The sequence below is a fragment of the Bdellovibrio sp. GT3 genome (assembly GCF_037996765.1).
Lineage (GTDB): Bacteria > Bdellovibrionota > Bdellovibrionia > Bdellovibrionales > Bdellovibrionaceae > Bdellovibrio.
Genome location: NZ_JBBNAD010000005.1, coordinates 592,973 through 613,071, shown reverse-complemented (window position 1 = coordinate 613,071; position 20,099 = coordinate 592,973). Strand labels below are relative to the sequence as shown.

The window sequence follows — 20,099 nt, the reverse complement described above, 5'->3', positions numbered from 1 at the left end:
TAAGAACCCTTAAATTTGTACGTCGCTGAGACCTAAAAATCAATAAGGCTTTTACCCTGCTTATAGAACTCTGCATCCCTTACGGTTCTTGCTGTCTTTGAAATTTCACTGAGGGTTTTCTGATAAATTGGGTGCTCATATTGACCCCAGGCCTCTGCTGCACAGCGGATAATCAATGGATCCGTATGCAGTTGAGGGTAGGGCAGTGTCAGCCTTGGTGACATAAGTATCGTCTCGTCATAGGCCAAAAGAATCATTTCAACTTGGCTTCTTTGTACCAAACCTGACGAGCCCTCATCACACAACGACAGCACCAGATGCAGATGCTGCTCCACACTCATTGCAGTTTCAAAACGAATGACAAATTCGATTCGTGCACTGAGGTCGTTATGGGCATCACTGGTATATCTTTTGTAGATCGAAGAAATTCCAATAATGTCTCCACACTCCGATATCTTACCCAGAAGCTCGCGGGATTTTTCTTCTCCGCCCATTAAATCCAGGGAGATCGAAATCAAAGAATTATGTAGGGCGCCTGACATACTACTTACCAAACAACACGTCGCGAATCTGGTAAAGGCCCGGTTTCTTTTGTTTAGCCAACCACAAGGCGGCGGTGACTGCACCTTTGGCAAAAACGGTTCTGTTCAGCGCCGAATGTTCAAAAGTAATCACTTCCTCATCACTCATGGCGTGGACTTTATGAATTCCGAAAATCCCACCGCCACGAATAGCCAGTGGTTCCGGACATTTTTTGCCAACAGCTTTTTCCAGATTTTCCTGTAATGTGATCGCTGTTCCGGATGGTTTGTCTTTTTTTCGAATGTGGTGAAATTCCTCGATTTGAAAATCAAAGTTGGAAACTGAAGCGAACATCTTCAAGGCTTCATTAAGAACAGCAACACCCATGCTCATGTTTGAGGCCCAAAGAACAGGAATATTCTTGCTGGCTTTCGCAAGTTGATTCTTTTCTTTAGTGGTAAATCCCGTCGTACCACAAACCACTGGTGTTTTGTGGCGCTCAGCAATTTTCAAAACATCAGAAAGAGCTTCTGGCGACGAAAAATCAATCCACACATCAACTTTGGATGCATGATCATGGTCCACTTTTTTATCGCGTCCCAGAGTGTATACAACATCACAGGAACCATTATTGTTAATGACCTCTGCAATCTCGCGACCCATGCGCCCATTTGCACCGACAAGTCCGATCTTGATTTTCTTCACGCCAAAACTCCCATTTTCTTCATTTCCATCTTCAACTTCTCAGTGTGTTCGGGAGCCAGTTCCATCAACGGCAAACGCATTTCAGCCGAATCAATCAAACCCATCAACTGAACTGCTTTTTTCACTGGGATTGGGTTTGCTTCCACAAACAACAGATCAATCAACGGAAGGAACCTCTTGATGTCCTCTTGGGCTTTTTCAACCTGTCCATCCTGAACCCACTTCTTCCACTGCACCATCTGCTTCGGAATCACATGTGTCGCCACCGAAATCACGCCGTGTCCACCGCACTTCAAAAAGTCCACGTAAGTCCCGTCATCACCGGACAACATAACGAAGTCTTTGCCGCAGGATTTTATAATCTGCTCAGCAATATCCATCCTACCGGAAGCTTCCTTAATTCCGATAACTCCGGAAACTTTCGCCAAATCATTCACTGTCTCTGGCGCCAAAGAGGTGATAGTACGCCCCGGAACATTGTAAAGAACTGTTGGTATCTTTACTGCTTCCGCAACAGCTTTAAAGTGCGCATACAAGCCACGCTGAGGTGGTTTGTTGTAATAGGGGACCACAACCAGAATGGCGTCAGCGCCCAAGGCCTCAGCCTTCTTGGAGTCTTCAATTGTTTTCGCTGTGTCGTTTGAGCCTGTTCCCATAATCAATGGAACAGAAGTCCCCACAAGCTTTCTGACATGCTTGAAAAGCTCCTGCTTTTCAGAATCATTCAGAGTCGGACTTTCCGCAGTAGTTCCATTGATAACAAAACCATCAACGCCATTTTGAAGTTGATGAGTCACCATTTTATCCAGGGATAGGTAGTCGATTTTTCCATTCTTAAATGGAGTTAACAGGGCCGTGAATGTTCCTTTGAAATTTTTCATTTAACCGCCTCCGCGCTGTATTGGAAGTCACCTACGAATACTGCATCACCCACCAAAAGTGGTTTTGCATCATTTGCAAAGAAGTGGACTTCCATCACTCCTCCGGGCATCTGTACTTCAATTTCATTTAAACTGTTTTCCAGCGAGCTGACAAAAGCTGCTGCGACTGCGCCTGTGCCACAAGCTAGCGTGTAGTCTTCAACTCCGCGCTCAAAAGTGACGGCTTTGATTTTGCCGGGCGCATCCTCCGCGAAGAAAGTAACGTTGGCTCCCGCGGGCTTAATATCCTCGTGATTGCGCATTTCTCTGGCCAGATCCTTTAAGTTTACTGAATCCACAAACTCATGAATCTTTTGAACCAAATGGGGCACACCCGTGTTAACCAGAACAAACTTTTCCTTAGAGCTGGATTTTGTTTCCAGTTCGATCGGATTCTGAATAACGCGGGCTTCTGGCATCTTTACGCGAATTTTTCCGTTACCCAGAATTTGGGCTGAAACCAATCCCGCTCCGGTTTTAAAGCGAATGTTTGATATTTCTTTTTCATCCAGTTGTTCATAGCAGTATCTAGCGGCGCAACGGGCAGCATTCCCACACATTTCCGCAGTTGATCCATCTGAGTTATAGAAATCCCAATTGAAATCATAGCCTTCGGAAGGGTCCTCGATAATTATGAATCCGTCCGTAGCCAATCCCAAAACTCGATCACAAACCAATTGCGCTATTTCTGCACGGGACTTCCCAAGCTCACTTTCGATCTTCTTCCAGTCGGTACGACCACGCCCATCAATAAAGGCAAAGGTGTTTCCCGCCCCGGACATTTTCGTGATTCTAACTGGCAAGAGTGGGTTCACAGAGCTTCTCCGATACTATCCGCCTCGTCCTCATTGGTTTCTTTAACCGGGCGAGTTTTACGTTTTTCTTTACGAGTGGTTTCAGAGTAAGTCGGTTCTCCACGACCCAGTGGTGGCGGAGTCAGCGGAGGAAGGGGTGCCCCTTTTACTCCGCAACCTGCAACAAATGCACAGGCGATGACTAGCAATAAGGATTTATTCAGTGGTTCCATTCATCCCCTTGATTTCGCCTTCAACCTCTGTGGTTCGGCGACAAAGCATGGGATCTATCATATACTGTCTATACTGGCTCGCTGAAATGTTTTTGCAGGCCATCACATATTTCTGAGCCTCTTCGACATTGCTCTTTTTCAATACTTGAGACGTCTTCCAGGTCCAATAATGTGCTTCAGGATACTTTGGATCAAGTTTCACCAGATTCTGTGCAAGCTCATTCGCTTTCGCGGCGTTTTTCAGCTTCAGTTGATGCTCAACGGAAAGAATCATCCAAAATTTTTGATATGAGGACTTCTTAGGGTCCAAGGCTTCCGGGTTTTTGGCAAAGTCGATCCATTGACCCGAACATGCCTGACTTTGAGCGTTGGCAAGTCTCAGTTCATCATCAAAAGGAATCACTTTTATAGGTTTGGCCAAAACTTCCATTGCGTTAGAGCAGTCGTTTTTAGCCACATGCAATCTAGCCAGTTCCGTCAGGACAGTCTGATTGTCGGGCTCAATTCTTTGAGCCTCATTCAATTTTGCCAGAGCCTGATTTAGATCCGTTTTCTTCAAAGAAATTGAAGTTTCATAAAGCTGCTGAGCCTTATCGCTGAAGAAAACATGGGCCACATCCAAGGCGGCCTTTTTTAGTTCCATCTGCGCAGCGGGACGGGTTTCACGCGCAATTGCTGCAGTAAGGATATTCAACGCCTGTTGGCGATCCTTCTGTAAACTCAAGTTGTAGGCTTTTTCGATAATATCTTTGTAGGTCTCAGCTTTGGACTGAGAAAATGCGGGGCTTGAGAATAAAAAAGCCGCTCCAAGAGCGGCTTTTAAGAAGTTCGACTTCATGAACTATTTTTTAGAGAACGAAGTCAACTCAACAGTTACTTTACCGAATTGGCTTGGAGCAACTTGTTTCAACAAACCAGACATTGGAATCAACTGTGGATTGATCCAAGCGTTGATTTCTGCGTTGTCTTTTTTGTCTTTAAGAATTGCGTGAATGCATTCGAAAGTACCAGCCGGAACAGTGATTTTGTCTTCTTTGATTTCAACAACTTCAACGTCTTGTTTAGGTACTTCTTGTTCTTTACCGTTCACGATCATTTTTTTAACCGCGCCAGTGTTTGGATCAATTAGAGTTTCAACGTTTTGTTTACCCGCGAAACCAAGATCCATATCTTGTTGCATCCAGATGCCGTCGTCACCGATGGATTTAACAGACATTACCATTTTACCTTTAATGAAACCGCCCATATCCAAGTTGTAGTTTGCGTTGTCGCCAACTTTCCAGTCCAAACCCAAAGTTTGAGCTTGTTCAGCGATTGCAGGCAATTGAGCCTGAACTACAACGTCAGCAACGTTTGGAGTTGCGAATGCGGAAACTGACAATGTCAGTGCTAGGGAAGCAATAATTGCTTTAATCATAAAAAATCCTCCTTGATGGTTTTGTTGCTAATATTGCAGCACGACCAAAGGAGGACTAGCAAGCACCGATTACGTTTCGCTGTAGGAAGAAATGAGGACTTGACGCGGCTTGCTGCCGTTCGCCGGCCCCACGACGCCTTCTTTTTCAAAAATTTCAATCAAACGAGCCGCGCGCGGGTAACCCAAACGGAATTTACGCTGAATCAACGAGGCAGAGACTTCCTTCTGAGCAGATGCCCAGGACAGGATTTCGTCATAACGCTCATCGTACTCTTCCTCACCGAATCCGCCGCCATCTCCGGAACCAGCTTCGGCCCCATCTCCAGCAAATCCATCCAATGCTTTCATTGCGAGAGGATCATATTCAGGTTCACCCTGAGACGCCCAATGTTTAACGACATTCGCGATTTCAGCATCCTTCAAATAAGGACCATGATGTCGGGTAGGCTTACCGATTCCCGGTGCCTGGAACAACATGTCCCCATTCGGAAGCAAACGTTCCGCCCCGGAATCATCGATAATGATTCTGGAGTCCATTTTTGAAGCCACTTTCAATGCCACGCGACCCGGAATATTTGTTTTAATCAAACCAGTCACAACGTCTTTACGCGGCGATTGAGTTGCCAGGATCAAGTGAATACCGCAGGCGCGGGCTTTTTGAGTCAAACGCTGGATCGGCTCTTCGATGTTTTGCTTTTCCGTGATCATCAAATCGGCAAGCTCGTCCACCACGATAACCACATAAGGAAGTGGTTGATAGTAATACTGATCAAGTTTGGCTTTGCCTTCTTCAAGTTCAATATTGATTTTTTCATGCTGCTCGATCTCGTCTTTTGAAAGCGCCGAGGTCTTTTCATTGAACATTTCAATTTTACCAACGCCGAACTTGGACAGGGATTTATAACGCTTTTCCATTTCGCGCACAGCCCACTTCAATGCCGTCGCAGCCTTTTTCGGCTCGGTCACGTGCGGAATTGCCAAGTGTGGCACTGTTGCAAACGGTGCCAAGTCGACCATTTTCGGATCGATCAAAACCAAGCGCAAAGTTTTCGGAGAATGTCGGAATAGTAGACCTGTGATAATTGAACCGACAAATACGGATTTACCAGAACCCGTCGTACCGGCGATCAACAAATGCGGCATCTTGCGCAGATCAACGACTTTCGGCTCACCATCAACAGTACGGCCCACCGCCATCGGCAACGCCAGATCCTCACTCCAGAATGAGTCTTCAGCAATCAAGTCTTTGTAATAAACTGTTTCACGCTTCAGATTCGCGGTCTCGATACCAACAACATCCGTGCCTGGAATATGACCGACCACACGCACTGACTCAGAGGACAATGCCAGCGACAAGTCATCTTCAAGTTCAGAAATTTTGGAGATCTTTACGTCCGCGTTCGGCTTAAATTCATACATTGTAACCAGGGGACCTGGTTTCGCGTCCTGAATTGAACCTTCGACGGAGAAGTTTTTAAGCTTCTCGACCAGGGCATCAGCTTTTCTTTGAATCTCGGCCTTGTCGATTTTGATTCTGGATACTGGAGGATCTTCCAAAAGCGCAAGCTTTGGCATTTCCCAGTTCTCAATACGGCGAGGTGGCTTTGCTTTCATCACCACTTTGCGTTTTTGTGACATGCGAACTGCAGGAGTTTCTTCTTCTTCCTCCTCTTCGCCGTCGTCATCCGCCAAAAGCTCATCGCTTTCGTCCTCTTCTTCTTCCTCGTCAAATTCTTCTTCAGCTGCATCCAGAAGAAGTTTCAAGTCCTTGTCTTCTTCCTCTTCGTCTTTTCCTACGAACTTCTTATCTGCAAGAGGGAAGGCTTTTTTAGGCTCGTCCTTTTTCTTTTCTTTCTTAGGCGCTTTCTTTTCATTTACGAATGCACCACCAAAGAAGCCGGCAATTCGCTCGCCGACTTTTTTCTTTTTCAGCATCGCCATGAATTCCTGCGGAACCTCTGCAAGTTCATGCAATGACTTTTCTGAATAGAACACCACCAGAACCGCCATAAAGGTCCACAGAATCACCTGCACACCAGCGTAAGCGAAGGCCCCCATCAAAGCTTGGGAAACCCCCATGCCCAGCATGCCCCCCAGTGCTATTTGATTCTGGAAGAGGCGTGTCGTTGGCATATAGATCGAAAGTAATGCCGCAACATCCACGATCAAGAGCAATGCCCAGACAAAACGAATGTTCTTAAGATTCAAGGATTCACCGCGAACTGCCGCCCAGGCCATTCTGATAAGACCCGCCACAATCACCCAAGCGGCCAATCCGAAGAGCTGATAAAGCCCATCCGCCAGGAAGCTGCCGACGATTCCGCAGTAATTTAGGGCTTTTAGTCCTTGCCCTATAGAGTTTAGAGAGGGGTCCTGAGGGTTATAGCTTACCAATGACAATGTGATAAAGAGACCTAGGCCCAAGAAACAGATTGCAGTGACGTCTTGTCGGAACTTTTTGAGGAATTGGTTCATTTAAAAAATTTACGAAATTTCGCTGAGTTAGTCATGCTCGGGCAGCGCAACCTTGACTTAGGACTTGGGGCAGGTACAAGTACTGGCGGCCCCGCCAGAGTTAACAGGGTGCCTCCAAGACAAAGAGCCAGTAAGAATGCTTAAAATAAATGAGATTTTCTACAGTATCCAAGGTGAAACAACGTACGTAGGTGCCCCTACGGTGTTTGTGCGCACCACGGCGTGCAACCTGCGTTGCACGTATTGCGATACAAAGTATTCCTACTACGAAGGCGAAATGCAGTCCTTGGAATCTATCGTTAAAGAAATTGATTCCCATCAACCCACACATGTCTGCGTTACTGGCGGTGAACCTTTGTTGCAAAAAGAAGTTCATCCGTTGATGAGCGAACTTAGTGACAAGGGTTACAAAGTTTCTTTGGAAACTTCCGGTTCAAAATCAATCAAAGCAGTTGATCCTCGCGTGAAAGTTATTTTGGATGTGAAAACTCCCGACAGTGGTGCAGCAAATTCTTTCTTGATGGAGAACATCGAATTTTCTACACCCAGCACGGAATTCAAGTTTGTTATCTGTTCCGAGGAAGACTTCAACTGGTCTGAAAATTTCTGTCGTCAACACAATTTGTTCGAAAAATTTGTGGTTTTATACAGCCCATCATACGGCCAAGTATCTGAACGCTGGTTGGCAGAAAAAATATTGCAGCAAAAATCATCTGCAAGGTTGCAATTACAACTGCATAAGTATATTTGGTCTCCCGAAACACGCGGAGTATAGATTACTCCAAAAACCCACGCATTGATGTAATTCCGGGAGTTCCATGACGCCGAACCTTAACAGTTCAGATAATCTTTTTGTCGCTAATCTTCAGTCTGTAAGCTTGGAAAAGCTTGTTAAAAGCAAACTCGAAGTTCTTTTCGCTCAGCAAAAAGAGGCGCAAGTTGAATTGAACGGTTTGTACAATGTAGTTATCGAACAAGTGGAAAAACCACTTCTTGAGCTTGCTCTACGTGCGTACAATGGCAATCAAGTAAAGACTGCTCAGATGCTTGGCATCAATCGCAATACTCTTAAGAAGAAAATTGATAACTACAAAATTCGTGTTAAAAAACTAAACTAAATTTGTTCACGATTTAGCACCAGCGAGCCATCTAGAACCACCCACTTTGTTTAAGTCTCGCATTTTTTTGTATGATATTCTCACACGAGGGGTTGTGTCGTGAGTACTCGCATTCCACCGCAAAATCTTGAAGCCGAACAGTCTATTCTGGGCGGCATCATGCTAGATCGAGAAGCTCTCGATCAGGTTGGTGACGTTCTCTTCGCAGAGGACTTCTATAAGCCAGCACATCAAAAGATTTACGCTGCCATCAAAGATCTTCACGGAAAAAATCAGCCAATCGACATTATCACTGTAACCAACGTGCTTCAGGCCGAAGGTTCCATGGATATGGTTGGCGGTCCGGAGTATTTGATCGGTTTGCTTGATAAAACCATTTCTTCTGCAAACATCTCATCGCACGCAAAAATCGTTCGTGAAAAAGGTCTTCTTCGTAAGCTGATCTCCGCGAACAGCAAGTTGATCGAGCGTGCTTACGACCAGGATTTTGCAGACGTTGAGTCCTTCATGGACCAAGCCGAATCTGAAATCTTCAAACTTACAGAGACCAAACAACAAACAGGTCTTGTGGGCTCCATGGAGATCGTTAAGGCTTCCATCCAAAAGATTGAAGAGCTTTATAAACGTAAAGCCGATGTTACCGGTCTTCCAACTGGTTTCACCGAACTGGATAAAATGACTTCGGGTCTTCACCCGGGTGAGATGACGATCATCGCCGCTCGTCCGTCGATGGGTAAAACAGCGTTCTCTCTGAACGTTGCTCAGCACATCGCCCTTCGCGCGAAGAAAGTTATCGCCTACTTCTCTCTCGAGATGGGTAAAGAAGCCATGATGATGCGTATGTTGTCCTCTGAGGCACGCGTTAACATGAATGAAATCCGTAACGGTAAAATCCAGGACTCTGCATGGCCTAAGCTGATTAACGCAGCCAGCGCTCTTTCAGAGGCCGGAATCTTTATCGATGATACTCCAGGTATGTCACCATTTGAGATCCGTTCTCGTGCCCGTCGTTTGAAGGCAGAACACGGTATCGATTGCATCATGATCGACTACTTGCAGTTGATGAGTATGAAACAAAAATTCTCTTCACGTGAGCAAGAGGTTGCCGAAATCTCTAAGAGCTTGAAGTCGATTGCCAAGGAACTTCAGGTTCCGATCATCGCACTAGCCCAGCTGAATCGTGGGGTAGAGGGTCGTGCGGACCGTCGTCCAATGCTTTCTGACCTCCGTGAGTCCGGATCTATCGAACAAGATGCCGACGTTATCATGATGCTTTATCGTGATGACTACTACGACAAGGAAGATCCAGACAAAGCAGGTCACGCAGAGGTTATCGTCGGTAAACAGCGTAACGGTGCCACAGGTACTGTTAAACTTAAATTCGATGCCAAGCATTCTCGCTTCCGAGATCCTGAGCCAAGCGAACAGGGTGGTGGACATATTAATCCACTTCCTCCGCCGCAAGCTCCACCTCCGATGCCAGGTGGCAGACCGAAAAACTTTGCTCCTGGGGCTCCAGCCTAGGATAATAGAGGCCACTTATGTGGCCTTTTTCACGTTATCACAAAAAGAATCCGGATCAGCCTCACCATCCCGTTGTTTTAATCACGGGGTGCTCTAAGGGTATTGGTCTGGACCTGGCGCGACTGCTTTACAAGGATCATCCTGAATACCGCATCGTTGCCACAGCTCGTGAAAAATCAATTCAAAAACTTCACGATAACTTTTTAGAGAACGAACGCTTCGTTATCTATCCTTTGGACGTCACCCAAGAAGGATCCCGAATTGAAGTCATCAACCACATCAGCAAAAAATGGGGTGGTGTGGATATCTTGGTGAATAACGCCGGTATCTCTTATCGATCCGTGATTGAACACATGACGGCCAAGGATGAGCTTCTGCAGATGGAAACAAACTATCTGGGTCCGATGGGTTTGATTCGTCGTGTGCTACCGTATATGCGCGAAACGGGCAGGGGCAAGATCATCAATATATCTTCTGTAGCGGGAATGTTGGCGATGCCCACCATGTCGTCTTACTCGGCGTCGAAGTATGCTCTTGAGGGCGCCAGCGAGTCCCTGTGGTATGAAATGCGCCCCTTCGGTGTGCAGATATCATTGGTACAACCAGGCTTTGTGAATAGCGAATCCTTCATGAACGTTTATCACACGGAATTGTCCGATCCCGCGAACAATTGGAATGGTCCTTACTGCGACTTCTACCAGAACATGACACCCTTCGTGGCAAAGATGATGCAAACCTCGCGCACCTCTTCCGAACAAATCGCCAAGATCATTATCAAAACCATGAAAACAGAAAATCCACCCCTATGGATTCCTGCCACACTTGATGCCAAAGTTTTCTATTATATCCGCAGGCTCATGCCGCGAAGACTGTTGCTGCCATTCCTGTACTGGTGCTTACCCAAAGCCCAACGGTGGGGAAAAAACTACTCCCACCGCCGTTAATTTACCGGCTGACCTGAAAGATTTAGTTTCTGAACACGAGCATTGCCTGAGTCTGCCACCCATAAATTTTCATTTTCATCTATAACCATATGAATTGGCGCTGAGAACTCTCCACCTACGACACCAACCTGGCCAAATCCGCCAGTGCGGGTAAATGAGGAACCGGTCAAAGAAAAAATCTGAATATTATTGTTCACTCCATCTGCAACATACACTGAATTTGTTGAATCAACTGCAATTCCATAAGCCTGTTGAAACTGAGATGAACCCGACCCACTACTTCCCACTTTAGCAATACTGACACCATTAGGTTGAAATGCGTGCAGACGAGTAGTGAGATATTCCGTGGTATAAACACGTCCGAGACTATCAATTTCAACATCTAGCGGAAGTGATAAGTCGTCATCTGTTGTTCCTGCATCTTCACCAAATGACTCAATGAAAACGCCCGAGCTACTAAATCTGGAAACTCTGCTCTTGGCGGATTCTGCCAAATAGACCTCACCGGATGACGTCACCTTGAAACCATAAGATATGCCCAAGGTGCTGGGTGCTCCTAACTCAGTAGTCGGCCATGGCAAACCAACCAAACCATCTTTATCGAATTTATAGATCTTGCCTGCATTAACACCGGTATCCGCATCAAGAACATAAATGTTGCCGCTTCCGTCAACGTCCACATCCAATGGCATTACAAAATTACCGAAATCTCTGATCCACTCTCCCGTGAATTTAAACAAACTTGCTCTTTTATTTCCGTTATCAATAACAACGATAAACTCCGACTTATAAACAGCAACTCCAAATGGCTTTGCAATTTCACCGGGGTCACTTCCTCCTGATTTCCACTTTTCCAGAAAAGTTCCATCAGACTTGAAAATCTGGCCGTACCCCACTGCAGTACCTTGAATCTGATCACCCACCAGCAAGTTGCCACTATTATCCAACCCCAAACCTTTCGGATCTTGAAGTTCACTGTCGCCAGTTCCCACTCCATTTCCGAAATGTCTTTCGTAAATACCAGCGGCACTAAATTTTTGAATTTTGATAGTCGGATATGCCTCAGACACATAAATATTATTATCAGCATCAATGACTATATCGTTCATATCCGAAGAAAATCCGGGCATTCCAAACTTGCCGTTACCTGGCCCAAGAGAACCGAAGTTGGAAACTGCATTCCAAGTGACTTTATCAATTTTCACCACTCGATAGTTGTCAGCATCGACTACAAATATGTCGTCATTGCTGTCAATGGCGACACCACGGGGACAGTCAAAGTCATTGGCACCATTACCTTCTGATCCTCCTTTGACATCTTCAAACTCATAAAGACCAGTGGAGATGTTAGGTTTGTACTTCTTCAGATAGTTGATTGAGGTACCCTGGCACTCAGTAGCGTAAAGATTGTCCTGACTGTCGATTGCCAGTCCCCACGGACGGGACAACAATCCATCACCAGTTCCACCAGTCGTACCAATATTTTCCAAGTGCACGCCTAGAGGTGAAAACTTTTGAATTCTTGAGTTCATAAAGTCTGCAATATAGAAATTGCTCTGCGAATCAGATGCGACACTCATCGGGAGACTAAATTGACCGTTTCCCGAACCCAATCCGCCAATTTTTTTCATTGCTCTGCCTTGAGGATTGAGAATCACCACATTCGCCCCATTTGCATCGACGACGTAGTAGTTTCCATTTGCAGCTTGCGTGAAGTCTGTCGCGGAAGAGAAGTAGGAGGCTTTATCGCCCAGAGGAAAGTTCACACCATCGTCCGGGCCAATATACGATTGGTCTTTCCCCAACATATTAATGTCGAGCGAACAGGCAGAAAGTAAAAAGGTCCCAATAATAAGGACTCCAGACAGTACGCGCATAAGTTGACTCCCCGAACACTTTTCGGAATTTTCAGGAAACAGGTTTAGGGTTTTCATGAGGGCGCCTCAATTTAAGTCGACGGGTGCTCCAAAATGACTGGACCAAAAGCCGTATATTCGCTTTTAGATTGAGTTAAATTTAACCCCTTGATTGAGTGGAGGGGTCCTTAGGATATAGGCGCATGGATCGCGCCTACCAAGTAGCACGGAGGCAAATATGAATAAGAGTCTTGCCCAATCAGTGGTAGAGGCAACCGGACTCCCTCAAGGGTCTCTGACGGGTGAATTAAATAAACTGATGTCTGCACATGGCACCAGTGCTGATGAGCTCACAATCGACCAGCTACGAGATATCATGGTCGACTACTTGAACCAGGTGTTCCTGGAACTTGCCTGCGAAGAAGAATCTAAATCCGCTTAAAAACAAAAGGCCCCGGGATCACCGAGGCCTTTTTTATTTTCTAATTTTAAACTCTGATTATTTTTTTGGAGAGTTCAATTGTGCGATCGCTTTTGCTACGAAGCTGTCCCACAACGCGTTTACTTTTCCGTAGATTGCGTAGTTAGAGCAATCGTCGATACCTTCTTGACCCGTACCACGGCTAGTTACACCCCAAAGGTATTCAACACCATCGATGTTGATGAATGCCGGACCACCAGAGTCACCGTGGCAAGCACCTTTACCTTGAGTTTGATCCAAAGCCACTTCAGTGTCGCCGTAAGCTTGGATTACGTAAACATCTGTCTTCTTAAGAATGTTTTCGTTCTCTTGAGTCAAGATGTAGCAAGTCGTCTTGTCGTAAGTACAAGCGATTTGACCGCTGGCAATTGCACCATCAAGATCTGGATATTTTTTAAGATCTACTTTTTCTTTTTTAACATACGTAAGACCGAAACCAGCCAAAGTCACTTTCGCGCCATTTTTCAAAACTGTTTCGTTTTTAAGAACGTTAGCGATTTGGTAGTTAGAAGGGATTTTGCCTTGGATTTTGATAACTGCGTAATCGTAGTTATCCGCACCTTGATCGCGATCAGACAACTCAACGCCTTCACCAGACGGGTTGCCTTCTTTTTTCAATCTTTCGATCGTAGCGCGAAGACGTGCATCACCTTCACCGTATTGTGGGTGAACTACAACGCCAGTAACCGCTTGGATTTGGCTTTGCTGTAATTTATTCAGATCAGTAGAGAAAACAACGTACATCGCTGCTTTCTTGTATTCATTTCCTGGCACGCAGTGAGCAGCAGTCAGGATCGTGTTTTCGCTAACGATAGAACCTGTGCACAAGAACTCACCTTGTTGATCGTCTTGAGTCAATACAGTCACCACGATAGATACGGTGGATTTTCTGATGATGTCTGAATCAGCAACAGCTTCACCACCAATAATTGTTTTGGAAGAGTCTGTAGCTTTCAAAGAAGCTGAATTATTTGGAGTACAAGCAGCGATCGTCGCCAATGCACCCAAGGATAAAACTAGTTTTAGTGAATTGATTGTTTTCATGGAACCCCCTCCAATGGCGCCTTTAAACACCCAAATTGGAACCAGGGCAATATAAAAAATTCGATGTAATCCATAAGATTACGTTATGGTAAAGATGACAAACGTTCCGGGACGCGTCTTATACCGCAAATAAAAAAGAGGCCCCGGAAATCCGAGGCCTCTCTCATAGTTTTGCGTACTATTTGGTAAATTATGCGCGCTCAACTGCGATTTGGATCTTAGCTTCCAAACCTTCAGCGTAACGGATAACCGCTTTGTGTTGACCCAATACTTTGATTGGCTCTTCCAAAAGGATATCGCGACGGTCGATAGAGTGACCCATTTTTTGAAGCTCTTTAGAGATATCTGTAGTTGTTACAGTACCGAAAAGCTTGTCAGAGTCTGCGCCAGCTTGAAGTTTGAACATTACAGTAGTGCCGTTAACTTTGTTCAAAAGCTCTTGGCGTTCAGCCATAGCTTTTTTCTTTTTAGTTTCAGCAACGCGTTTCAAGTGTTCGTATTCTTTTACGCGTTTTTCTGTAGCTTCAGCAGCCAATTTACGTGGGAACAAGAAGTTTCTTGCGAAACCTTCAGAAACGTTCACCAACTCACCAACACGGCCAACATCTTTAACGTCTTTTTGAAGAATAACTTTCATGTGATCTCCATTACTTCGGCAAAAGCCAAAGTGAAATTAGTATTAGCTGGCTTTGGGAGCCGTCATCTTGCGGATGCGACTTCTAAAATCCAACCAGTAATCGATCAAACCAATGACACTTAATACAAGCACCAACTGGCCGACCAAGATTATGTACACCAAAACTCGTGTGAACGTTCCTGCTCGCATCGAATTAAGACATACCTCCAACACTGCTAACCCCTGAAAAAAATAAAGAACGAGTGCTACGTTCACTATATTAACTGCGAGGATCGCAATGGCCTTACCGCCAAAACTCACCATTGTTAGAAGGAAGGCTGTCATCGCAACCCAGATAAAAAAATCGGGCAGGCGATATTCTAACAAATTGAGCTGAGAGGCAATTTTCTCGCGGGGCAAATTGAGCCACGAAAAAACCCTTCTCTCAAATATTAGTCCCACACCTAAAGCGAGAATCAAAGTAATCGCAATGGCTGATGGAACTTGCTGCATCAGAACTGAAGCGTCCAATTTAACTGCGGGATTCATTTTCTGAACCTGCTCAGTAAACTGTTCGACCAGTTTTTGAACTTCAGCGTACGTGTTAATCCCATTCACTTTGAAGGCACCGTAAAGAGAGATGCTTGCAGCACCTGTCCCAAGCAGTACGCTCAGAATGCCGGACTTCCACCACCCAAATCCTCTTTGCTCAAGTTCATTGTATACCCCTAAAGTCATCCAAACGGAGCCAATGAACATTGCTAAAGGTTGAGCGTTGAGGAGCCACGAAGCCCCTGTTACCAACAGTCCCAGGATCCAAAAGGCCCAAGGACCGTAAGTCTGACGGAGCACACGAAGAAGAGGAGCGCCGAACACCACGGTCATCATCGACAACAAAATCGAGAGAGATGAAACTGTGATGAATTTCTGTGGTGACGCTGTCTTCTTCATGGCTTACGCCTTTAATTACTCGCCACGTTCAGCGCGGTCTGCTTTAGCAGCAGCGAACGCAGCTTTACGAGCTTGCATTTTAGCTTCGCGCTCTTTTTCACGAGCAGCAGATTCAGAAAGACCTTTTTTGAAGCCTTCCATGAACTTAGCCAAAGAAACACGCTCATCAAGACGAGTGTGCATGAAGCGAAGTACTTTGTCGTTGATACGCATAGTACGTTCCAACTCAGCGATAGCTTGAGTGTCAGCCTCGAATGTAGAGTGGAAGTATGTCGCTTTTTTCAACTTGCCGATTGGTGTCGCCAAGTTACGTTTGCCCCAAGTTTCCAAAGAGTTGATAGTCCCTTTGAAAGTCTCGATAGTTGATTTGTTCTTCTTGAAAAGCTCTTTTTGGTCTTCAAGAGTTGCATCTGGATGCATAAGAACTACAACCTCGTAAGGCATAGTGTTTTTAGTTTCCATGTATAATCCTTTCGGTTAAAGCCCCCACCATACAGGGGTGGGAACAAGGATGACTTTTAAAATGTTTAACGGGTTTAGCACGCCTTAAGTTTGAGCACAAGGAATAGTCCTTTGAAACATGGGAATCCAGCCCTATCATACCTAAATGGTCACTTTTATTGAGATTCTTAATGGAGTTAACGAAGGTTCGCGGCTGCAATTGCGCGACGGAATGACCCTGGGCAGATCCCAGGCAGACATCGTTATTAAGGATCCAAAGGTTTCAGGAACCCATGCCCAAGTGGCTTTGGATGGTAAGGCGCAACTGGTACTGTTGGATCTGGATTCCTCAAACGGGCTGTACATTTCGGGCCGCCGTGTGAAAAAAGTAGCGTTAATTCCGGGGGTTATCTTCGAGGTTGGCCGTACTCAGTTTAAAGTCGTCAGTGTTGAGGAAGAAGAGGCGGGAAGCTTCGAACGTCTTTTGACTTGGCGCAATATTTTAAGCGCCAAGATTCCCGATTCCAAAATTGAAAACACACAGCCTTCGATTGAAATTGAAAGATTCTCTCCGGCGCTAAAGCTGACCTTTCTTCGCGGCATTCAGGCCGATGAGGAAATTATTTTAGGGTATGGTCCCAGAACTGCGGGCGCTGACTCCCTGGATATCGAGCTTCTGGATGTGGATGCCCCTCGGGATGCCTTCAAGTTTGTGGCACTTCCGGGCCAGGTTCAGCTTAAGGTCTTAGCCATTGGCCGGGTTACGCTTAACAATAAAAAGGTCTCTGCCGAAACGTTGCATGATGGTGATATGATTGCTGTCGGTAGCACGGTTATTAAAGTTTCATATCTATAGATTGAGCTTCGAGGAACGTCATGGAAACCACATCCAAAAGCATCGGAACATTTGAAAGCTATGACGGCACCTCTATCTATTATGAAACTCACGGGCAGGGTGATCCGCTGGTTCTTATCTATGGAATCGCATGTCCTATTAATCACTGGCACTATCAAATCGAATATTTCTCTCGCAATTATCAAGTGATCGCATTTGATTTGCGCGGGCATCATAAAAGCACACCAATTGCAGACATGAGTCAGCTGACTTTGGAAGCCGTCTGCAAGGACATTGCAGGATTGCTGGAGCATCTTGGACTTAAGAGTGCACACTTTGCGGGTCATAGCTTTGGAGCGCCCGTTTTACTGAACCTCTATTCAATGCACCCAGAACTTATTCGGTCGATGGTGTTCATCAATGGCTTTGCCAGAAATCCCATCAAAGGAATGTTTGGTCTTGATGTCGTCGAGCCGTTTTTTTATTTCGTAAAAGGGCAGTACGACAGCGCGCCGGACCTGTGGAATACTCTGTGGAAAGTCGCGGTTGATAATCCACTGGCAATGTATGCAACTGCATTGGCCGGCGGCTTTAATTTGCGAGTGACTCATTTCAAGGACATCGAAGTTTATTGTCGCGGAGTCGCGCGCATGAATTTGAGAGTCTTCATTGCATTATTTGAAGAGCTCATGAAGTTCGATGGTGAATCAATTCTTGAAACCATCAATGTACCGGTGTTGGTGATCTCGGGCGAAAAAGACGCAGTTACACCCATCCGATTTCAGTATCACCTGAAAGAGAAAATCAAGCACTCCGAGTTTGTGCTCGTGCCATACGGTTCTCACTGCACACAGCTTGATTTCCCTGACTATACAAACCTGAAAATTGAAAAGTTTCTAAATGAAGGCATCTCTGAAGACTAAAGGCCCTGAAGTTTTCGGCGTTTAAATCTCATGATGGAGCAGGCAAGTAAAATCGCCGCCGTCAGCAGATGTATGTTGTGATCCCTAGAGCCCATCTCCAGAACTTCCGGAGACACAATCCACAGAAAATCATCCCGTTGCATGTTTCCAGTTGTCGCAATACCTGGCGCTCCAACGACATACCCCAGAACTCCAATAACGGCAAAGAATGCACCAACAATCATCGCGCACTTTCTGGCGACTGGTTCTTTCTTAAAGCCCATAGCTACCAAGGCTGCACCAGACACCAGAAGAATCATGTTGTGTGCAGGAGTAAGATGCATTCCCAGGAAATTGGTCATAACGAATCCGATGAACCCGGAAACGATCAGACAGGTGCCGACAATAACGCTGGATTCCTGCGCAAAAGACTTCTGCTCAAAAGCACTCTCGTCGACATGCTTACGAATCGGTTCATTCTTTTTATTTTCGGGACGGTAAACCGGCTTACGTTGCGGAGTGGGTCTATTTCGCTGCAATTCGGGTTCCATGCAACCTCCATCAATTCCTTCTAGTATTGACGGGCTTTTTCCATATGGCAGCAGTGGAGGTTTGATACTGATTAAAAACAAAAAGCCATCCCGCTTTACGAGATGGCTTTTGCTATTTGCCTGTTAGTCAGGACTAACGGAAAGCAATTTTAGTGATGTCGAAACCATAACGGTTTACAGAGTCATCAGAAGTGAAAACGATTTTAGCAGAGCTTCCTTCGATCACGGTGCTAAGAGTGTCATCTGCTTTACCAGACAAAGTTTGAACCAATTTCCCTGTGGAATCGTAGATCATAACTTTATCGTAATCACGTTCAGTGTCGAATTTTTCAAAGTAGACTGCAATTTGCTTCGCGCCCGGAACATTCACTTCGAATGTCTCGTTGGATTTGCTTGCGTACGGGTGAGCAGAAGAAACACTTGCAGTCACAGTTTGCCAGTTAACCGGGTCATTTGGATCTGGAACCGGCTCAGTGTTTGTCAAAGCTGTGTAAGCATTTGCAATACCTTTTGTGCGAACTTTACCACGTAGAGTTGGGTAAGGCTTCGCAGTCGCCATAATGCGCTCTTTAATTTGGATGCCGTTCAAACCTGGCTCATTGGAAGCGATCAAAGCCGCAATACCGGAAACATGCGGAGTCGCCATTGATGTACCAGAGTAAGAGCTGTAACCACCATTTTTAGTGGATGAGTAAATGTTCACACCAGGAGCAGCCACGTGAACTTTGTTTTTTCCGTAGTTGGAGAAAGAAGCCAAAGAGCCTTTTTCATCAATTGCCGCTACAGAAAGAACGTTAGGAACATCGTAAGTGGCAGGGTAAGTCGGGTTCGCATCGTTGTCGTTGGATTCGTTACCAGCCGCTGCAACAAACAGAACACCTTTGTCGTTCGCTCTTTGGATCGCCTGTTTCAAAGTTTCAGAGTAGCCACCGCCACCCCAAGAGTTCGAAAGGATCGTCGCACCCATGCTCACAGCATAGTCGATACCTTTAAGTGCGCCCTCTAGGGAACCGGAACCATCTGCAGAAAGGAATTTTACACCCATCAAACGAACATTCCACGCAACACCTACGATACCAACACCGTCGTCACCTTTTGCACCGATTGTACCGGAGCAATGTGTACCGTGGCTGTGGTCATCAAGTGGGTTACCCGTTGGTTTCGCCGCATTCACGAAGTTTGCGCCGTAGATATCGTCCACGATGCCGTTACCGTCATCGTCCACACCCGGCTGACCATTTAGCTCAGCTTGGTTCGACCACATGTTTTCTTTAAGATCTGGATGATTGTAATCAATACCAGTATCGATTACTGCAACAAGAACATCTTTTGAACCTGTTGTAATATCCCAAGCTTGAAGAGCTCCAACGTCCACACCTGCGTTGTTGGAGTTATTCATACCCCAAAGGCGGCCCAACATTGGATCGTTTGGTGTTTTGTTAATACGGTAGATAAAGTTTGGTTCAACGATATCAACCATTGGGTTTTGAGAAAGTGTTTTAACAACACTGTCAGTAAGTTCAAATACCGGCTTTTTAATTACCACGATATTCATTTGAGGAATTGTGCTCTTAACATAAGCGCCCAATTGCTGACTTAGAATTTGTGTAGACTGAATAGCATACTGATTTTTAAGTTGAACAATGTATTCACCAGGCACAGCTTCAGGTTTAGCAGCGAACGCGCTTACAGAAACGAACAAACCGAGCATGGCTCTTCCGATAAGCCCTCTCATAATCCCTCCTTCGATGGGTGATTTCAGCCCGAGGA

The 20,099-nt window shown here is 45.6% G+C and carries 22 protein-coding genes; 7 read left to right on the top strand and 15 right to left on the bottom strand.

Annotation, left to right across the window (positions count from 1 at the left end):
• Nucleotides 1–32: 32 nt before the first annotated feature.
• The 8 genes from AAAA73_RS10325 to AAAA73_RS10290 form a co-directional block, all read right to left on the bottom strand.
• Nucleotides 33–542: a hypothetical protein gene (locus AAAA73_RS10325; RefSeq protein WP_340598227.1), complete on the bottom strand. Its 510-nt coding sequence runs from the start codon at nucleotides 540–542 to the stop codon at nucleotides 33–35.
• Nucleotide 543: 1 nt separating this feature from the next.
• Nucleotides 544–1,227 carry a 4-hydroxy-tetrahydrodipicolinate reductase gene (locus tag AAAA73_RS10320; protein ID WP_340598226.1) on the bottom strand — a complete coding sequence of 228 codons (684 nt, stop codon included), beginning with the start codon at nucleotides 1,225–1,227 and terminating at the stop codon, nucleotides 544–546.
• The gene (dapA, locus tag AAAA73_RS10315) at nucleotides 1,224–2,108 is read right to left on the bottom strand and encodes a 4-hydroxy-tetrahydrodipicolinate synthase (RefSeq protein ID WP_340598225.1); all 885 of its coding nucleotides are present in this window, start codon (nucleotides 2,106–2,108) and stop codon (nucleotides 1,224–1,226) included. Before dapA ends, AAAA73_RS10320 begins: the two co-directional genes overlap by 4 nt.
• Nucleotides 2,105–2,962, bottom strand: a complete 858-nt coding sequence (dapF, locus tag AAAA73_RS10310; protein ID WP_340598224.1) for a diaminopimelate epimerase — start codon at nucleotides 2,960–2,962, stop codon at nucleotides 2,105–2,107. The genes dapA and dapF overlap by 4 nt, the downstream gene beginning before the upstream one ends.
• Nucleotides 2,959–3,174, bottom strand: a complete 216-nt coding sequence (locus AAAA73_RS10305; RefSeq protein WP_340598223.1) for a hypothetical protein — start codon at nucleotides 3,172–3,174, stop codon at nucleotides 2,959–2,961. The genes dapF and AAAA73_RS10305 overlap by 4 nt, the downstream gene beginning before the upstream one ends.
• Entirely contained in the window at nucleotides 3,158–4,012 is an 855-nt protein-coding gene (locus tag AAAA73_RS10300) for a tetratricopeptide repeat protein (RefSeq protein ID WP_340598222.1), read from the bottom strand. Before AAAA73_RS10300 ends, AAAA73_RS10305 begins: the two co-directional genes overlap by 17 nt.
• Before the next feature lie 3 nt (nucleotides 4,013–4,015).
• The gene (locus AAAA73_RS10295) at nucleotides 4,016–4,591 is read right to left on the bottom strand and encodes a hypothetical protein (RefSeq protein WP_340598221.1); all 576 of its coding nucleotides are present in this window, start codon (nucleotides 4,589–4,591) and stop codon (nucleotides 4,016–4,018) included.
• A gap of 69 nt (nucleotides 4,592–4,660) precedes the next feature.
• Complete coding sequence (locus AAAA73_RS10290; protein WP_340598220.1) at nucleotides 4,661–7,066, bottom strand: DNA translocase FtsK; 2,406 nt, start codon at nucleotides 7,064–7,066, stop codon at nucleotides 4,661–4,663.
• Between the two features lie 136 nt (nucleotides 7,067–7,202).
• Between AAAA73_RS10290 and AAAA73_RS10285 the strand changes: the two genes are divergently transcribed.
• The 4 genes from AAAA73_RS10285 to AAAA73_RS10270 all read left to right on the top strand — a co-directional run bounded on the left by AAAA73_RS10285 (nucleotide 7,203) and on the right by AAAA73_RS10270 (nucleotide 10,652).
• Nucleotides 7,203–7,841 (top strand): radical SAM protein, encoded by a 639-nt coding sequence (locus AAAA73_RS10285; protein ID WP_340598219.1) that lies wholly within the window; start codon nucleotides 7,203–7,205, stop codon nucleotides 7,839–7,841.
• A 43-nt stretch (nucleotides 7,842–7,884) separates the two neighbouring features.
• Nucleotides 7,885–8,184: a helix-turn-helix domain-containing protein gene (locus tag AAAA73_RS10280; RefSeq protein ID WP_061834327.1), complete on the top strand. Its 300-nt coding sequence runs from the start codon at nucleotides 7,885–7,887 to the stop codon at nucleotides 8,182–8,184.
• A 99-nt stretch (nucleotides 8,185–8,283) separates the two neighbouring features.
• Nucleotides 8,284–9,708 (top strand): replicative DNA helicase, encoded by a 1,425-nt coding sequence (dnaB, locus tag AAAA73_RS10275; protein WP_340598218.1) that lies wholly within the window; start codon nucleotides 8,284–8,286, stop codon nucleotides 9,706–9,708.
• Between the two features lie 17 nt (nucleotides 9,709–9,725).
• The gene (locus tag AAAA73_RS10270; RefSeq protein ID WP_340598217.1) at nucleotides 9,726–10,652 is read left to right on the top strand and encodes an SDR family oxidoreductase; all 927 of its coding nucleotides are present in this window, start codon (nucleotides 9,726–9,728) and stop codon (nucleotides 10,650–10,652) included.
• On the opposite strand, the gene AAAA73_RS10265 is transcribed toward AAAA73_RS10270, so the two are convergent.
• A complete protein-coding gene (locus AAAA73_RS10265) occupies nucleotides 10,649–12,529 on the bottom strand; it encodes an NHL repeat-containing protein (RefSeq protein ID WP_340598216.1) in 1,881 nt (626 codons plus the stop codon). The genes AAAA73_RS10270 and AAAA73_RS10265 overlap by 4 nt on opposite strands.
• Nucleotides 12,530–12,746: 217 nt before the next feature.
• On the opposite strand from AAAA73_RS10265, the gene AAAA73_RS10260 reads away from it, so the two are divergent.
• The gene (locus tag AAAA73_RS10260) at nucleotides 12,747–12,950 is read left to right on the top strand and encodes a hypothetical protein (protein ID WP_340598215.1); all 204 of its coding nucleotides are present in this window, start codon (nucleotides 12,747–12,749) and stop codon (nucleotides 12,948–12,950) included.
• Between the two features lie 57 nt (nucleotides 12,951–13,007).
• Here AAAA73_RS10260 and AAAA73_RS10255 read toward each other — a convergent pair whose 3' ends face one another.
• The 4 genes from AAAA73_RS10255 to rpsF form a co-directional block, all read right to left on the bottom strand.
• Nucleotides 13,008–14,033, bottom strand: a complete 1,026-nt coding sequence (locus AAAA73_RS10255; RefSeq protein WP_340598214.1) for a S1 family peptidase — start codon at nucleotides 14,031–14,033, stop codon at nucleotides 13,008–13,010.
• Nucleotides 14,034–14,223: 190 nt separating this feature from the next.
• A complete protein-coding gene (gene rplI / locus AAAA73_RS10250) occupies nucleotides 14,224–14,670 on the bottom strand; it encodes a 50S ribosomal protein L9 (RefSeq protein WP_340598213.1) in 447 nt (148 codons plus the stop codon).
• A gap of 42 nt (nucleotides 14,671–14,712) precedes the next feature.
• A complete protein-coding gene (locus AAAA73_RS10245) occupies nucleotides 14,713–15,600 on the bottom strand; it encodes a DUF2232 domain-containing protein (RefSeq protein WP_340598212.1) in 888 nt (295 codons plus the stop codon).
• Between the two features lie 15 nt (nucleotides 15,601–15,615).
• Nucleotides 15,616–16,062 (bottom strand): 30S ribosomal protein S6, encoded by a 447-nt coding sequence (gene rpsF, locus AAAA73_RS10240; protein WP_340598211.1) that lies wholly within the window; start codon nucleotides 16,060–16,062, stop codon nucleotides 15,616–15,618.
• Nucleotides 16,063–16,207: 145 nt separating this feature from the next.
• Here rpsF and AAAA73_RS10235 point away from each other — a divergent pair, with 145 nt between their 5' ends.
• Complete coding sequence (locus AAAA73_RS10235) at nucleotides 16,208–16,897, top strand: FHA domain-containing protein (RefSeq protein ID WP_340598210.1); 690 nt, start codon at nucleotides 16,208–16,210, stop codon at nucleotides 16,895–16,897.
• A gap of 20 nt (nucleotides 16,898–16,917) precedes the next feature.
• The gene (locus AAAA73_RS10230; protein ID WP_340598209.1) at nucleotides 16,918–17,799 is read left to right on the top strand and encodes an alpha/beta fold hydrolase; all 882 of its coding nucleotides are present in this window, start codon (nucleotides 16,918–16,920) and stop codon (nucleotides 17,797–17,799) included.
• Here the strand turns inward: AAAA73_RS10230 and AAAA73_RS10225 are convergent.
• Both AAAA73_RS10225 and AAAA73_RS10220 read right to left on the bottom strand, forming a co-directional pair.
• Nucleotides 17,796–18,329 carry a hypothetical protein gene (locus tag AAAA73_RS10225; protein ID WP_340598208.1) on the bottom strand — a complete coding sequence of 178 codons (534 nt, stop codon included), beginning with the start codon at nucleotides 18,327–18,329 and terminating at the stop codon, nucleotides 17,796–17,798. The two genes, AAAA73_RS10230 and AAAA73_RS10225, sit on opposite strands and share 4 nt — an antisense overlap.
• 133 nt (nucleotides 18,330–18,462) lie before the next feature.
• A complete protein-coding gene (locus AAAA73_RS10220; protein WP_340598207.1) occupies nucleotides 18,463–20,064 on the bottom strand; it encodes a S8 family serine peptidase in 1,602 nt (533 codons plus the stop codon).
• Between the last annotated feature and the right edge of the window lie 35 nt (nucleotides 20,065–20,099).

Coding starts and splice junctions, on each gene's coding strand:
- AAAA73_RS10280 (WP_061834327.1), top strand. CDS start 7,885: ATGACGCCGAACCTTAACAGTTCAGATAATCTTTTTGTCGCTAATCTT.
- AAAA73_RS10300 (WP_340598222.1), bottom strand. CDS start 4,012: ATGAAGTCGAACTTCTTAAAAGCCGCTCTTGGAGCGGCTTTTTTATTC.
- AAAA73_RS10230 (WP_340598209.1), top strand. CDS start 16,918: ATGGAAACCACATCCAAAAGCATCGGAACATTTGAAAGCTATGACGGC.
- rpsF (WP_340598211.1), bottom strand. CDS start 16,062: ATGGAAACTAAAAACACTATGCCTTACGAGGTTGTAGTTCTTATGCAT.
- dapA (WP_340598225.1), bottom strand. CDS start 2,108: ATGAAAAATTTCAAAGGAACATTCACGGCCCTGTTAACTCCATTTAAG.
- AAAA73_RS10260 (WP_340598215.1), top strand. CDS start 12,747: ATGAATAAGAGTCTTGCCCAATCAGTGGTAGAGGCAACCGGACTCCCT.
- AAAA73_RS10245 (WP_340598212.1), bottom strand. CDS start 15,600: ATGAAGAAGACAGCGTCACCACAGAAATTCATCACAGTTTCATCTCTC.
- AAAA73_RS10265 (WP_340598216.1), bottom strand. CDS start 12,529: ATGCGCGTACTGTCTGGAGTCCTTATTATTGGGACCTTTTTACTTTCT.
- rplI (WP_340598213.1), bottom strand. CDS start 14,670: ATGAAAGTTATTCTTCAAAAAGACGTTAAAGATGTTGGCCGTGTTGGT.
- AAAA73_RS10290 (WP_340598220.1), bottom strand. CDS start 7,066: ATGAACCAATTCCTCAAAAAGTTCCGACAAGACGTCACTGCAATCTGT.
- AAAA73_RS10295 (WP_340598221.1), bottom strand. CDS start 4,591: ATGATTAAAGCAATTATTGCTTCCCTAGCACTGACATTGTCAGTTTCC.
- AAAA73_RS10305 (WP_340598223.1), bottom strand. CDS start 3,174: ATGGAACCACTGAATAAATCCTTATTGCTAGTCATCGCCTGTGCATTT.
- AAAA73_RS10235 (WP_340598210.1), top strand. CDS start 16,208: ATGGTCACTTTTATTGAGATTCTTAATGGAGTTAACGAAGGTTCGCGG.
- AAAA73_RS10270 (WP_340598217.1), top strand. CDS start 9,726: ATGTGGCCTTTTTCACGTTATCACAAAAAGAATCCGGATCAGCCTCAC.
- AAAA73_RS10225 (WP_340598208.1), bottom strand. CDS start 18,329: ATGGAACCCGAATTGCAGCGAAATAGACCCACTCCGCAACGTAAGCCG.
- AAAA73_RS10255 (WP_340598214.1), bottom strand. CDS start 14,033: ATGAAAACAATCAATTCACTAAAACTAGTTTTATCCTTGGGTGCATTG.
- AAAA73_RS10220 (WP_340598207.1), bottom strand. CDS start 20,064: ATGAGAGGGCTTATCGGAAGAGCCATGCTCGGTTTGTTCGTTTCTGTA.
- AAAA73_RS10285 (WP_340598219.1), top strand. CDS start 7,203: ATGCTTAAAATAAATGAGATTTTCTACAGTATCCAAGGTGAAACAACG.
- AAAA73_RS10325 (WP_340598227.1), bottom strand. CDS start 542: ATGTCAGGCGCCCTACATAATTCTTTGATTTCGATCTCCCTGGATTTA.